Below are 15947 nucleotides of genomic sequence, written 5' to 3' on the forward strand. Positions count from 1 at the left end.
CGGCCAGGGGGAAATACATGAACGGCAACGCTGCTCGCACCCTGCCCCTTCTGGACGCCCAGGAGGGAATCTGGCTGGCGCAACGCGTGGCGGGCTCGCGCCGGTTGTACAGCGTCGGGCAGTACGTCGAGATATACGGACCCGTCGACCGGGACGCATTCGGCCGCACCCTGCGACAGATGACGGACGAGACGGAAATCCTGCGCGCGCGATTCGAGGACGACGGCGCAGGCGGAACCCGCATGACGTTCCCCGGGGCGACCCCCGCCGCCACTCCGGAAGGCGGCGACGAGGAACACCGCGCGGAGCATGCCGCACCGCCCTTCACCTTCCTCGACCTCACCGCGGAGGCCGACCCCAGGGCGACCGCGGAGGCGTGGATGCGGGCCGAGCTCGACCAGGAGATCCCCGCCCACGCGCGTCACCTCCTCGCCCACGCCCTCGTCCGCCTGACGCCCGATCACCACATCTGGTACCAGCGCTACGACCACCTCCTCATGGACGCCCTCGGCTGCTCCCTGCTCGCCCGCCGCGCCGCCGACGTCTACACCGCGCTCCTCGCCGGACGGCCCTTCGCCCCCGCCGGCCACGCCGCCCTGGCGGACCTGAAGGACCAGGAGGAGGCCTACCGGGCGTCCCCCCGCCACGAGGCCGACCGCCGCTACTGGCACGAGCACTTCGCCGACCGCCCCGACCTGACCGGCATCCCCGGCCACCGCACACCCGGCGCCGCACCCGCGGGACCCGGCGAAGTGCTGCGCGAGACCGGCCACCTGACCCCCGACACCGTCACGGCGCTCCGCACGGCCGCCACCCGCGCCGAGGTGAGCTGGCCCCGGCTCGTCGTCGCCGCGGTCGCCGCCTTCGTCGGCCGGATGAGCGGAGCGGACGAGGCGGTCCTCAGCCTCCCGGTCGCCGCCCGCACCGGCGATCAGGCCCGCCGCACCCCGTGCACGACGGCCAACATCCTGCCGCTGCGCCTCCCCGTGCACCCCGCCACCAGCCTCCTGGACCTGGCACGGGCGGCGGGCCGGGAGATCGACGCCCTCCTCGACCACCAGGCGTTCCGCGGCGAGCGGCTGCGCCGTGAACTCGGCTGGCCGACCGGTGACCGCTGGCACTTCGGCCCGTACGTCAACGTCCTGCCGATGGCCGGGGAGACCCTCTCCTTCGCCGGGCACCACTCCGTCGTCCACGACCTGTCGAGCCGTCGCGTCGAGGAGTTCGGCGTCCTCGTCGGCGGCGCGGGACCCGACGGGCGGATGGAGGTCACCTTCGAGGCCAACTCCGCGCTGTACGACACCGCGTGGCTGCGCGGGAGTCACCGCGCCTTCCTGCGCTTCCTGGAACGGCTCACCGCCGAACCGTCCCGGCAGATCGGCCGTGTCCCGGTCCTCGACGGCACCGGCTCCGGGGCGACCGACGCGACGGCCCCCATGGGACAGCTCGGCCCGGCAGCCCCGATGGGGCCGGTGGACTCCGCGAACCCGGCCGACTCGGTGCCGAAACTCCTGGCCCGCCATCTCCCCTGGTCGTACGACGCGGTGGCGGTCGTCGATGCCGAGCGGTCTTTGTCGTATGGGGAGTTGGATGCGGCGGCGGGTCGGTTGGCGTCGTTTTTGGTGGGTGCGGGGGTGGGGCGGGGTGATCGGGTCGCGGTGGTGATGGAGCGGTCGGTGGATCTGGTGGTGGTGTTGTTGGGGGTGTGGCGTGCGGGGGCGGCGTTCGTGCCGGTGGATGTGGAGTATCCGGCGGAGCGCGTGGCGTTCCTGCTCGACGACGCGGAGCCGGCCGCGGTGGTGTGCACCGAGGCGTACCGGCACCTGATCCCCGAGGCCTCCGGGCCGGTTCCTGTCGTGTTCGACGACCCCGAGGTCCGGGCGGCCGTCGCCGTCTCCCGCGCCGACGGGCCCGCCGTGTCGGTCAGTGGGGGTGATCTGGCGTATGTGATGTACACGTCGGGGTCGTCGGGGGTGCCGAAGGGGGTGGCGGTCCCGCATGGGGCTGTGGCGGGTCTGGTGGGCGGTGGTGGTTGGTCGGTGGGGTGTGGGGATGCGGTGTTGATGCATGCGCCGCATGCGTTTGATGTGTCGTTGTTCGAGGTGTGGGTGCCGTTGGTGGTGGGTGGGCGTGTGGTGGTGGCGCCTGTGGGCGTGGTGGATGCGCGTGCTGTGGGTGTGGCGGTGGCGGACGGGGTGTCGTCGTTGCATGTGACGGCGGGGATGTTCCGGGTGCTTGCGGAGGAGTCGCCGGAGTGTTTCGCGGGTTTGCGTGAGGTGTTGACGGGTGGGGACGTGGTGCCCGCGGGTGCTGTGGCCCGCGTCCGTGAGGCGTGCCCGGATGTGGCGGTACGCCATCTCTACGGGCCCACGGAAATCACCCTCTGCGCGACCGCCCACCTGCTGCGACCGCAGGACGAGGTCACCCAGGTCCTGCCCATCGGCCGCCCCCTGGCCAACCGTCAGGCGTACGTCCTGGACGCGGCGTTGCAGCCCGTCCCGGCCGGTGTGGTGGGGGAGCTGTACATCGCGGGGGAGGGCCTTGCGCACGGCTATCTCGGGCGTCATGCCCTGACGGCCGAACGGTTCGTCGCCTGCCCGTTCGGCAAGGACGGGCGACGCATGTACCGGACCGGTGACCTGGTGCGCTGGTCGGCCGACGGTGAGCTGCTGTTCGTGGGGCGCGCCGACGAACAGGTCAAGGTCCGCGGCTTCCGCGTCGAACCCGGTGAGATCGAGGCGGCCCTGTCCGGACAGCCCGGCGTCGGTCAGGCCGTGGTGGTGGCCCGCCAGGACGGTCCCGGCGAGAAACGCCTGATCGGGTATGTCGTCCCGGACGAGGAGCAGCGGCAGCGCGGCGCCCTCGACCCGCGCGACCTCCGGGCACACCTCGCGGAGCTCCTGCCGGACTACATGGTCCCTGCGGCCGTCCTGGTCCTGGACGCGCTGCCGCTCACCGCCCACGGCAAGCTCGACCGCGCGGGCCTGCCCTCGCCCGACTTCGAGGGCGCCGGGCGCGGGCCCGCGAGCCCGGTCGAGGACGTGCTCTGCGGCTTGTTCGCGGAGGTGCTGCGGCTCGGGCGGGTCCCCGCCGACGTCTCCTTCTTCGAGCTGGGCGGGGACTCGCTGTCGGGGATGCGGCTGGTCGCGCGGGTGCGGGCGGTCCTCGACGCGGAGGTGGGGATCGGCGAACTGTTCGGCGCGCCGACCGTGGCGGGCCTGGCACGGCTGGTCGACGGGCGCACCGGGGCCGTGGAAGGGCCCGTGCTGCGGCCGCGGGTGCGACCCGAGGTGGTGCCGCTCTCGTTCGCGCAGCAGCGGATGTGGTTCCTGAACCGCTTGGAGGACACCGTCCCGGGCGCGTCCGCCGCGTACAACTTGCCCCTCGCCCTGCGGATCTCGGGCGTCCTGGACGTGGCCGCCCTCGAGCTGGCGCTCGGTGATGTGTCCGACCGCCACGAAAGCCTCCGTACCGTCCTGCCCGAGGTGAACGGCGTGCCCCGCCAGGACGTCCTGGCGGGCGAAGCGGCCCGGCCGACCCTGCTGACGGTCGAGTGCGCCGAGCACGAGCTCGAAGCGGCACTCGCGGAACAGTCCACGCGAGGCTTCGACCTGCGCACGGAGCTGCCGTGGCGGGTGTGCCTGGTCGTGATCGCTCCGGGCGAGTGCGTGTTGTCGGTGGTGGCGCATCACGTGGCGGTGGACGGCTGGTCGATGGGCGTACTGGCACGGGATCTGGAGGTGGCGTACGCGGCGCGGTGCGACGGGCATGCGCCGGGGTGGGACGCGCTGGCGGTGCAGTACGCGGACTACGCGCTGTGGCAGCGGGAGATGCTCGGTGAGCTGGACGATCCGGCGAGCGTGCTCAGCGGCCAACTCGCCCACTGGCGCGACACCTTGGCGGACCTCCCGCAGGAGCTGACCCTGCCGGTGGACCGGCCGCGACGGGCGGTGCCCTCGTTCGCAGGGTGGTCGACGGCCCTGGCCACCGACGCCGCCACCCACGCGCGGCTGGTGGAACTCGCCGGGCGGGGCCGCGCCACCATGTTCATGGTCGTCCACGCCGCCGTCGCCCTGCTGCTCTCCCGGCTCGGCGCCGGCCGGGACATCCCGCTGGGCACGCCCGTCGCGGGCCGGGGCGAGGCGGCCTTGGAGGACCTGGCCGGGTTCTTCGCCAACACTCTTGTCCTGCGCACGGACGTCAGCGGCGACCCGACGTTCGCGGAACTCCTCGAGCGCGTACGGGCGACGGACCTCGCGGCCTACGCCCACCAGGACGTCCCCCTGGAGCGCCTGGTCGAAGAGGTGAATCCGGCGCGTTCGGTCGCCCGCAACCCGCTGTTCCAGGTGATGCTCGCCCTGGACAACGTCCCCGAACCGGAGTGGCGCCTGCGTGACGTGGACGTCCGCTCCGCGTCGATGGTCGCCCCGGCCGCCCGCTTCGACCTCGCCGTGACCTTCACGGAACGCCGCGACGCCCACGGGAACCCGGCCGGACTGGACGGCGAGATCCGCTACGCGACGGACCTCTTCGACGACGACACCGCCCGCGCGCTGGCCGACCGGCTGCGCCGCGTCCTGGACCAGGTCGCCGCCGACCCGCGGATCCGGCTCGGCGCGGTGGACGTCCTGACGCCCGCTGAACGCGCGCGGACCGTCGACGGGTGGGACGCCCCGGCGACCCCCGTCCCGGACGTCCTGGTGCCGGAGCTCTTCGAGCGGAGTGCGGACCGTGCACCGCACGCCGTGGCGGCGCGGTGCGGGTCCACGGCCCTGTCGTACGAGGAACTGGCCGGACGCGCCCACCGGCTCGCCCGGCACCTGGTCGGGCTCGGTGTGGGGCCGGAGTCGCGGGTGGCCCTGTGCCTGCCGCGCGGCGTCGACATGGTCGTGGCCGAGCTCGCGGTGTGGCAGGCGGGCGGCGCGTTCGTCCCGCTGGACCCGGCATACCCCGCCGACCGCATCGGCTACGTACTCGCGGACAGCGGAGCGAGCGTCGTGCTGGGCGTCGCGGACAGCCTCGATGCGGTGCCCCTGGGGCAGGCGCGCGTGATCCTCCTCGACGACGCGGATGTCCTACGGGAGCTGGCGGCGCAGCAGGCGTCATCCCTGGATGTGCGCGTACGACCGGACCAACTCGCTTACGTCATCTATACGTCGGGTTCGTCGGGGCGGCCGAAGGGCGTGGCCGTCGCGCATGGTGGTGTGGCGAATCTGGTGGCGGCGATGGGGCCGGTGCTGGGGGCTGCCGAGGGTGTGTCGGTGCTGCAGTTCGCGTCGTTCAGTTTCGACGCGGCGGTCCTGGACGTGGCCGTGACACTGTCCGGCGGCGGGACCCTGGTGATCGCCTCCGCCGAGGAGCGCGCCGAGCCCGCCGCGCTCGCACGGATGATCGGCGCGACCGGCGTCACCACCGCCAGCGTCGTCCCCTCCCTGCTGAGCGTCCTCGACCCCGCCGCGGTGCCCGGCGTGCGCAACTGGGTCCTCGGCGCCGAGCTCCTGACCGCCGACCTCGCCCGCCGCTGGACCGCCGGGGCGACCCTCTGGAACACGTACGGGCCCACCGAGGCCACCGTCATGGCCACCGCGGGACCCGTGGCCCCCGGCCCCGATGACGGGCCGCCGCCGATCGGCCGCCCGCTCGCGAACGTCCGGCTCCACGCCCTGGACGAGTTCCTGCACCCGACACCGCCCGGCGTCGTGGGCGAGCTGTACATCGCGGGCCCCGGCCTCGCGCGCGGGTACGTCGGGCGGTCCGACCTGACGGCGGAACGCTTCGTGGCCTGCCCCTTCGGCCCGGCCGGAGGGCGCATGTACCGGACCGGGGACCTGGCCCGCTGGACGGCCGACGGACAGCTCGTGTTCGCCGGGCGCGCGGACGACCAGGTGAAGATCCGCGGGTTCCGGGTGGAGCCGGGCGAGGTCGAGGCGACCCTCGCCCGCCACCCCTGCGTCGGCCAGGTGGCGGTGGTCGCCCGCGAGGACCGCCCCGGCGACAAACGCCTCGTCGCCTACGTCGCCGCCGCACCCCCGCGCGGTGACGACCCGCGCGAGGAGCCGCCCGCCCACCCCCCGGAGCGCCGCGTCCCGGACCCCCGCGAGGTACGCGAATACGCGGCCGGGGTCCTGCCGGAGTACATGGTCCCGGCGGCCGTCCTGGTCCTGGACGCGCTGCCGCTCACGGTGAACGGCAAGGTCGACCGCGCCGCGCTGCCCGCACCGGATTTCGCCGCCCGCACCACCCGGCGCGAACCGCGCACCCAGACCGAGGAGATCCTGTGCGGTCTGTTCGGCGAGGTCCTCGGCCTGGAGTGGATCGGCGTCGACGACGGGTTCTTCGACCTGGGCGGGGACTCGCTGTCGGGGATGCGCCTGGTGGCGCGGGTGCGGGCGGTCCTCGACGTGGAGGTGGGGATCGGGACGCTGTTCGGCGCGCCGACGGTGGCCGGCCTCGCCGCGGCCCTGGGGGAGCGCGGGACCGTGGAGGGGCCCGTGCTGCGGCCGCGGGCGCGGCCGGAGGTGGTGCCCCTTTCGTTCGCGCAGCAGCGGATGTGGTTCCTGAACCGGCTGGAGGAGACCGTCCCGGGCTCCGCCTCCGCGTACAACCTGCCGCTGGCCCTGCGGATCTCCGGCGTCCTGGACGTGGCCGCCCTCGAAGCCGCGCTCGGCGACGTCGCCGACCGCCACGAGAGCCTGCGGACCGTCTTTCCCGACCTCGACGGAGTCCCCCACCAGCAGATCCGCCACGGCGCGGCGGGACGTCCGCCGCTGATGACCGTGCGCGCCGACGAGCGGGACGTGGACCGGACCCTCGCCGGCCTCCTGGCGACCGGCTTCGACCTGCGCACGGAGCTGCCGTGGCGGGTGTGCCTGGTTGTGATCGCTCCGGGCGAGTGCGTGTTGTCGGTGGTGGCGCATCACGTGGCGGTGGACGGCTGGTCGATGGGCGTACTGGCACGGGATCTGGAGGTGGCGTACGCGGCGCGGTGCGAGGGGCGCGGGCCGGGGTGGGACGCGCTGGCGGTGCAGTACGCGGACTACGCGCTCTGGCAGCGGGAGATGCTCGGTGAGCTGGACGATCCGGCGAGCGTGCTCAGCGGACAACTCGCCTACTGGCGTGCTGCGTTGGCGGACCTTCCGCAGGAGCTGACCCTGCCCGTGGACCGGGCACGGCCCGCCGTGCCGTCGTTCCGGGGACGCCTGGTGCCGGTCGCCGCCGACGCCGAGACCCACGCGCGGCTCGTGGAACTCGCCGGGCAGGGCCGCGCCACCATGTTCATGGTCGTCCACGCCGCCGTCGCCCTGCTCCTCTCCCGCCTCGGGGCGGGAGAGGACATCGCCGTGGGCACCCCGGCGGCCGGCCGCGGCGAGGCCGCCCTGGAGGACCTGGCCGGGTTCTTCGTCAACACCCTCGTCCTGCGCACGGACGTCAGCGGCGACCCGACGTTCGCGGAACTCCTCGAGCGCGTACGGGCGACCGACCTCGCGGCCTACGCCCACCAGGACGTCCCGTTCGAGCGCCTGGTCGAAGAGCTGAACCCGACCCGCTCGCTCGCCCGCAACCCGCTGTTCCAGGTGATGCTCGCCCTCCAGAACGTCCCCGAGGTCACCTGGGAACTCCCCGGCGTCGACGTCACCCCCGCGCCCCTGCCGCCCGAGCTCTCCGCCCGCTTCGACCTGGCGGTCTCCGTCGTCGAGCGCCGCGACGAACGCGGCGCCCCGGCCGGACTCGACGGCGAGATCCTCTACGCGACCGACCTCTTCGACCACCCCACGGCCCGCTCTCTCGCCGAGCGCCTGACCCGCGTACTCGAACAGGTGGCGGCCGACCCCTGCATCCGCCTCGCCGACATCGACGTCCTCTCGCCCGCCGAACGGGCCCGCGTCGTCGAGCACTGGAACGACACGACGGCACCCGTACCGGACGCCCTGGTCCCCGATTTGTTCGGTGGGGTGGTGGGGCGTGGGTCGGGTGGGTTGGCGTTGGTGTGGGGTGGTGGGGGTTTGTCGTATGGGGAGTTGGGGGTGGAGGCGGCTCGGTTGGCTCGGTTTTTGGTGGGTGTGGGGGTGGGTCCTGAGGTGCGGGTGGGGGTGGTGGGGGAGCGGTCTGGGGTGTTGGTGGTGGCGTTGTTGGCGGTGTCGTTGGCGGGGGGTGTGTTTGTTCCGGTGGATGTGGGTCTGCCGGTGGAGCGGGTGGGGTTTGTGTTGGGGGATGCGGGTGTGTCGGTGGTGGTGTGTGTGGAGGAGTTTTTCGGGGTGGTGCCGGGGTGGTTCGGGGGACGGGTGGTGGTGGTCGATGATGCGGAGACGGTTGGGTTGGTGGGGAGGTGTGGGTCGGGACCGGTGGGGGATGGTGATCGGTTGGCGCCGTTGCGGGCGGATCATGCGGCGTATGTGATCTACACGTCCGGCTCCACCGGCACCCCCAAAGGCGTCACCGTCTCGCACCACGGCCTGCGCAACCTCGTCGCGGAGAACATGCGCCGCTACGCCGTCGACTCCGACAGCCGCGTCCTGCAACTCGTCTCCCCCGGCTTCGACGTGTCCCTCGCGGACATCTGGCCCGCCCTCTGCGCCGGCGCGTGCCTCGTGCTCGCCCCGACCCGGCTCGACATCTCCGGCGACGAACTGGTCCGCCTCGTCCGCACCCGGCGCATCACCCACGCCGCGATCCCGCCCAGCTTCCTCGCGCAGATGCCCGCCGACGAACTGCCCGAGCTGCGCCTGCTGATCACGGGCGGCGAGGCCATGCCCGCCGAGGTCCGCCGACGCTGGTCGAAGGGCCGGGCCATGTACAACCAGTACGGCGTCACCGAGTCGACGGTCATCTCCACGGCCGGCCTGATCCGGGACGACGACGCCCCGCCGCCGATCGGCCGCCCGGTCGCCAACACCCGGGCGTACGTGCTGGACGCGGCCCTGCGGCCGGTGCCGGTGGGCGTGCCGGGGGAGCTGTACGTCGCCGGGGACGGGCTCGCCCGCGGATACCTGGGGCGCCCGGGCCTCTCCGCGCAGCGCTTCGTCGCCAACCCCTTCGTCGTGGACCCGTTCACCCCCGGGCAGCGGATGTACCGGACCGGCGACGTCGTGCGCTGGACCCACGACGGCGAGCTCGTCTTCGCGGGCCGCGCCGACGACCAGATCAAGATCCGCGGCCACCGCGTCGAACCCGGCGAGATCGAGGCGGCCCTCGCCGCCTGCCCCGGCGTCCGCCAGGCCGCCGTGACGACCAGGGAGGACCGCCCCGGCGAGCGCCGCCTGATCGGCTACGTCGCCGCCGACGGGACACTGGACGGCAGGACCGTGCGTGAGTACGCCGCCGGACTCCTGCCGGAGTACATGGTGCCGACCGCCGTGCTGGTCCTCGACGCGCTGCCGCGTACCGCCAACGGCAAGGTCGACCGCTCCGCCCTGCCCGCACCCGACTTCGGCGGCCGCGCCACGAGCCGTGCCCCGCGCACACCCGCCGAGGAGATCCTGTGCGCTCTGTTCGCCGACATGCTGGGACTGGAGCGGGTCGGCGCCGAGGACAGCTTCTTCGAGCTGGGCGGCGACTCCATCAGCTCGATGCAGCTGGTGTCGCGGGCCCGCCGCGCCGGTCTCCTCGTGACACCCCGGCAGGTCTTCGAGGAGAAGACCCCCGAGCGTCTCGCGGAGGTCGCGGAGCCCGCGGACCCCGGGAGCACGACGGACGACGACGGCGTCGGCGAGGTGCCCTGGACCCCGGTCATGCGGGCCTTCGGCGAGCGGATCGCGGGCCCCGGATTCACCCAGTGGACGACGCTGGGCGCCCCGCCGGGGCTCGGCCTCGACGCCCTCGCCGCGGGCCTGGCCGCCGTCCTGGACACGCACGACATGCTGCGCGCCCGCACGATGCCCGGCGAACAGCGGCTGCTCGTCGGCGAACGCGGCACCGTCGACGCGACCACCCTGCTCTCCCGCGTCGACGCCACCGCGCACGACGCCATGGACGAACTCGCCGACCGGGCGGCCCACGACGCCGCACGGCTGCTGGACCCGGCCGCCGGGACGATGATCCGCGCGGTGTGGCTCGACGCCGGGCCCGCCCGTACGGGACGGCTGGTCCTGGTCGCCCACCACCTGGTGGTCGACGGCGTGTCCTGGCGCGTCCTCGTGCCGGACCTGCGCGCCGCGTGCGAGGCGGCCGCCGAGGGCCGCACGCCGGCCGTCCTGGAGCCTGTGGGCACGTCCTTCCGCCGCTGGTCGGAGCTGCTGGTCGCGCAGGCGGCCGACGACCGGCGCACCGCCGAACTCCCGCACTGGCTCCAACTGTTGGGCGAGGAACGCCGCCCCCTCGCACGGTGGGCCCCCGACCCCGCCATCGACACCGCACGCACCCTGCGCCGCCGCTCGTGGTCCGTGCCGCACGAGCAGGTCGAGACGCTCGTGACCGGCACCCCCGCCGTCTTCCACTGCGGGGTGCACGAGGTGCTCCTCGCCACGCTGGCCGGCGCCGTCGCGCACTGGCGCCCCGACACCGCCACCGGCCTCCTGCTCGACATCGAAGGACACGGCCGCGAACCCCTGGACGGCACCGACCTGTCCCGGACCGTCGGCTGGTTCACCAGCGCACACCCGGTGCGGCTGGAGGTGACCGGCGCGGACCTGGACGCCGCTATGGCCGGGGGCAGGGCTGCCGGTACGTTGGTGAAGGCCGTCAAGGAGCAGGTCAGGGCGGTGCCCGGGGACGGACTCGGCTACGGCCTGCTGCGCCGCCTCAACCCGGACACGGCCCCGGTCCTCGCGGCCGCACCGGCCGCACAGATCGGCTTCAACTACCTCGGCCGGTTCGCCACCGGAACGCCGAACGGACCGGCAGCACCCTGGCAGCAGACCGGCGCCGGGGGCACCGACGGCCCGGACACCCCGGCCCCGCACGTCCTGGAGGGCCTCGCCGTCGTCCGGGACACCCCCCGGGGACCCGAACTCACCGTCACGCTCAGCTGGCCCGGACGGCTCCTGACCGAGGCCGACGCGGAACGGCTCGGCCGGACCTGGCTGCGCCTGCTCGCCGGGCTCGCCGCCCACACCGCCGACCCCACGGCGGGCGGCCACACGCCGTCCGACTTCCACCTCCTCGACCTGGAGCAGGACGAGGTCGACCAGTTCCAAGCGATCGCAGCGAAGCTCGAGGGAGGCCTGTCCCGGTGAAGTCTTCAACCGCCGCCCACGGCTCGGCCCTGGCCGAGGTGTGGCCCCTGTCGCCCCTCCAGGAAGGGCTGCTGTTCCACGCGGACTTCGACGACCGGGGTCCCGACGTCTACGCCGTCCAGTTCATGCTGGACGCGACCGGACCGGTGGACGCGGACCGGCTGCGCCTCTCGTGGCAGGCCCTCCTCGGCCGGCACGCCGCCCTGCGCGCCAGCTTCCACCGCAGGAAGACCGGCGAAGCGGTCCAGCTCATCACCCGCAACGTCACCCTCCCCTGGCGCGAGGCCGACCTCTCCGGCCTCCCCGAACCCGACCTGAGCGACCAGGTGGAGAAGCTCGCCGCCCAGGAGCGCGCCCAACGCCTCGACCTCACCGTGCCGCCCCTGCTGCGACTCCTGCTCATACGCCTCGGCGCGACCCGCCACCGCCTCGTCGTGACCTCCCACCACCTCCTCATGGACGGCTGGTCGATGCCGGTCCTCCTCGACGAACTCTCCCGGGTGTACGCGGCGTCCGGGGACCCGTCCGGGCTCCAGCGCGCGGCCTCCTACGGCGAGTACCTGGCGTGGCTCGGCCGCCAGGACAAGGAGGCCGCGCGGGCCGCCTGGCAGGCCGACCTCGCCGGGGCCGACGAACCGACACTGGTGGCTCCCGCGGACCCGAGCGGCGCCCTCGTCCTGCCGGAGGAGACCTCGCTGTGCCTCTCGGAGGAGGACACCCGGGCGCTCACCGAAGTGGGCCGCGCCCACGGACTCACGATGAACACCCTGGTCCAGGGCGCCTGGGCGCTGGTCCTCGCCCGCCTCGCCGGACGCACGGACGTCGTGTTCGGCGCGACCGTCGCGGGCCGCCCCGCCGATCTCCCCGGCGCCGAGTCGATGATCGGGCTCCTCATCAACACGCTCCCGGTCCGCGTCCGCCCGGACCCCGCCCTGCCGGTGGCCGACCTGCTCGCCGCGCTGCAGGAACGCCAGGCCGGGCTCATGCCCCACCAGCATCTGGGCCTCGCCGAGATCCAGAAGATCGCCGGCCCCGGAGCGGTCTTCGACACACTCGTGGTCTTCGAGAACTACCCCGCCGCCGCAGGCGCACCGGCATCGCCCGGCCAACCCGTCTTTGCCGCCACGGCGGGCCACCAGGCGACCAACTACCCGGTCACCCTCGGCGTCCTCGCCACCGACCGGCTGCACGTGCGCGTCACCTCCCGCCCCGACCTGGTCGCCCGCGAGGACGCCGCCGCCATGGGCCGGCGCCTGCTCCGCGTGCTGCGCCGGATCGCCGCCGATCCGTCGGCCCCGGTGGGCCGGATCGACGTCACCGACGCGCCGGAACGCCGCCTGGTCGTGGAGGAGTGGAACGCCACTGACGTGCCCCGTTCTCCGGGTCTGGTCCCGGATCTGATCGCCGCGCACGCGCAGCGGAGTGCCGAGGCCGTGGCGGTGCGCTGTGGTGAAGGGGTGCTTTCGTACGGGGAGTTGGAATCCCGTGCGAATCGTCTGGCGCGGCACTTGGCCGGGCTCGGTGTGGGGCCGGAGTCGCGGGTGGCCCTGTGCCTGCCGCGCGGCGTCGACATGGTCGTGGCTGAGCTCGCGGTGTGGAGGGCGGGTGGTGGGTTCGTTCCGCTGGATCCGGAGTATCCGTCGGAGCGGTTGTCGTTCATGGTGGCGGACAGTGGTGCGCAGGTGGTTGTGGGCCTCGGCGACACGCTGTCGGAGCTGTCCTCGGGTGCGGCCATCGAGCTGCGGCTGGACGACTCCCGGACGGCGCGGGCCCTGTCGGGGGAGTCGGATGCGCCGCTTCGGGTTTCGGTGCGTCCGGATCAACTCGCCTATGTGATCTATACGTCGGGTTCGTCGGGGCGGCCGAAGGGCGTGGCCGTGGCGCATGACGGTGTGGCGAATCTGGTGGCGGCGATGGGGCCGGTGCTGGGGGTTGCCGAGGGTGTGTCGGTGCTGCAGTTCGCGTCGTTCAGTTTCGACGCGGCGGTGCTGGATGTGGCGGTGACGCTGTCCGGTGGCGGGACCCTGGTGATCGCCTCCGCCGAGGAGCGCGCCGAGCCGTCGGCCCTCGCGAAGATGATCGGGACGACCGGCGTGAGCACGGCGAGCGTCGTGCCGTCCCTGCTGGCGGTGCTCGACCCCTCGACCGTCCCCGGCATCCGGAACTGGGTCCTCGGCGCCGAGCTGCTGACCGCGGAACTGGCGCGCCGTTGGACCACGCACGCGAGCGTGTGGAACACGTACGGGCCCACCGAGGCCACCGTCATGGCCACCGCGGGACCCGTGGCCCCCGGCACCGGTGACGGGCCACCGCCGATCGGCCGCCCGCTGGGCAACGTACGGACGTACGTCCTGGACGGCTTCCTGCGGCCGGTGCCGGTCGGCATCACGGGGGAGTTGTACGTCGCGGGTCCTGGTGTGGCCCGCGGTTACGTCGGGCGGCCCGGCTTGACGGCGGAACGCTTCGTGGCGTGCCCGTTCGCGGGTGACGGTGGCGGGCGCATGTACCGGACCGGGGACCTGGCCCGCTGGACGGCCGACGGGCAGCTGTCCTTCGTCGGGCGTGCGGACGAGCAGGTGAAGGTGCGCGGATTCCGTGTGGAGCCCGGCGAGGTCGAAGCCGTCCTGGCGGCCCACCCCGGGGTCCGGCAGGCCGCCGTGATCGCCCGCGAGGACCGGCCCGGTGAGAAGCGTTTGGTCGGTTATGTGGTCGCGGAGGGGGCGTGTGGGGGTGGTGAGGGTCGGGGTGTGTCGGGTGATGAGGTGCGGGTGTTTGTGGGGGGTCGGTTGCCGGAGTTCATGGTGCCGGCTGTGGTGGTGGTGTTGGACGGGTTGCCGTTGACGGTGAACGGGAAGGTGGATCGGTCGGCGCTTCCGGCTCCTGATTTCGGGGGGCGGGTGTCGGGTCGTGGGCCGTGTTCGGAGCGGGAGCGGGTGTTGTGTGCTCTGTTCGCGGAGGTGTTGGGGCTTGAGCGGGTCGGGGTGGAGGACGGCTTTTTCGAGCTGGGTGGGGACTCGATCAGCTCGATGCAGCTGGCTTCGCGGGCGCGGCGCGCGGGGCTGGTCCTCTCGCCCCGCCAGGTGTTCGAGGAGAAGACCCCGGAACGGTTGGCGGTTGCGGCGCAGGTGCCCGACTCGGCGGACACGGCCGCCGACATCGGCGTGGGAGAGGTGCCCTGGACGCCGCCCATGCGGGCGCTGGGCGAGCGGGCCGCACGGCCGGGATTCGCGCAGTGGGCGATCGTGCGCGCCCCGGCCGGGCTGGGCCTCGATGTCCTCGCGGCGGGCCTCGCCGCCCTCCTGGACACGCACGACATGGTGCGGGCGCGGAGCGTGCCGGGTGCGGCGAAGCTGATCGTGGGCGAGCGGGGCTCGGTCGACGTGGCTTCGCTGGTGTCGCGTGTCGATGCCACGGGTGCCGGGTTCGAGGAGTTGGACGGGATCGCGGTGGGGGCCGCGCGGGAGGCGGCCGGGCGGCTGGACCCGGTGGCGGGCGTGATGATACGTGCGGTGTGGGTGGACGCGGGGCCCGCACGGCTCGGTCAACTCGTCCTCGTAGCACATCACTTGGTGGTGGACGGGGTGTCCTGGCGGGTGCTCGTCCCGGATCTGAGGGCGGCCTGTGAGGCGGTGGCCGAGGGGCGGGTGCCGAAGCTGGAGCCTGTCGGGACATCGTTCCGCCGGTGGGCGGAGATCCTGGCCGCGCAGGCGGTGGACGAGAGCCGGGTCGCGGAGCTCGACGACTGGCTGGCCCTCCTCGACCAGGGTCAAACGCCCCTGGCGCGGCGGCCGTTGGATTCGTACCTCGACACGGTCGGCACCTTGCGGCACCGGACCTGGTCGGTGCCGCCGGCCCAGGTCGCGACGCTGCTCGACCGCACCCCGAGCGCCTTCCACTGCGGCGTCGACGACATCCTGCTGGCCGCTCTGACGGGCGCGGTCGCGCACTGGCGGCCGGAGACGGCTTCCGGCGCATCGGGCTTCCTGGTGGACGTCGAGGGGCACGGCCGCGAGCCGATCGGCGAGGCCGACCTGTCACGGACGGTCGGCTGGTTCGCCGGCACCCATCCGGTACGTGTGCACACGACCGGCATCGACCTGGCACAGGCCCTCGCGGGCGGGGCCGCCGCGGGAGCGCTGGTGAAGGGCGTCAAGGAACAGGCGCGGGCGATTCCCGGTGACGGTCTCGGCCACGACCTGCTGCGCCACCTCAACCCCGAGACCGGCCCGGTCCTGCGTGCACGGCCGGCCCCCGAGATCGGCTTCAACTACATGGGACGCTTCGCATCCCGTGGTGACGAAGGCCCCGCCGGGGCATGGGAGTTGACCGGCGGTTCCGCCATCGGCGGGTCGTCCGACCCGGACACGCCGCTGCAACGGCTCCTGGACGCGGGCGCGATGGTCCACGACACCCCGCACGGTCCCGAACTGACGCTCACCCTGAGCTGGCCCGGGCACCTGGTGGCGGACGCCGACGCCGAGCGGCTCGGCCTGACCTGGGTGGAGATGCTGGGCGGCCTGGCCGCCCACACCGACGCGCCCGCCTCGGGCGGCCACACGCCGTCCGACTTCCCGCTCCTCGACCTCGCACAGGACGAGATCGACGAGTTCGACGACACCCATGACGACACCGAATACACCGAAGGCACCGACGACGTCGGCGACATCAATGACATCGACGACGTCGATGAGGTCGGCAGGGTCGGCAGGTTCGACGGCGACGGCTCGGCCTGAGACGCGTTCCGCCCGTCACCTCCGACCGCCCGAGAAGTAACCA

The 15947-nt window shown here is 73.6% G+C and carries 2 protein-coding genes; both read left to right on the forward strand.

Going from position 1 to position 15947, the window contains the following annotated elements; all coding sequences use genetic code 11:
• Nucleotides 1–17 precede the first annotated feature (17 nt).
• Nucleotides 18–11171, forward strand: a complete 11154-nt coding sequence (locus ACFYXE_RS09240; protein ID WP_389310564.1) for an amino acid adenylation domain-containing protein — start codon at nucleotides 18–20, stop codon at nucleotides 11169–11171.
• Entirely contained in the window at nucleotides 11168–15904 is a 4737-nt protein-coding gene (locus ACFYXE_RS09245; RefSeq protein WP_389310566.1) for an amino acid adenylation domain-containing protein, read from the forward strand. The genes ACFYXE_RS09240 and ACFYXE_RS09245 overlap by 4 nt, the downstream gene beginning before the upstream one ends.
• Nucleotides 15905–15947: the final 43 nt, after the last annotated feature.

Source organism: Streptomyces sp. NPDC002564, assembly GCF_042889645.1.
In the GTDB taxonomy this organism is placed as follows: Bacteria; Actinomycetota; Actinomycetes; order Streptomycetales; family Streptomycetaceae; genus Streptomyces.

Coding starts and splice junctions, on each gene's coding strand:
- ACFYXE_RS09240 (WP_389310564.1), top strand. CDS start 18: ATGAACGGCAACGCTGCTCGCACCCTGCCCCTTCTGGACGCCCAGGAG.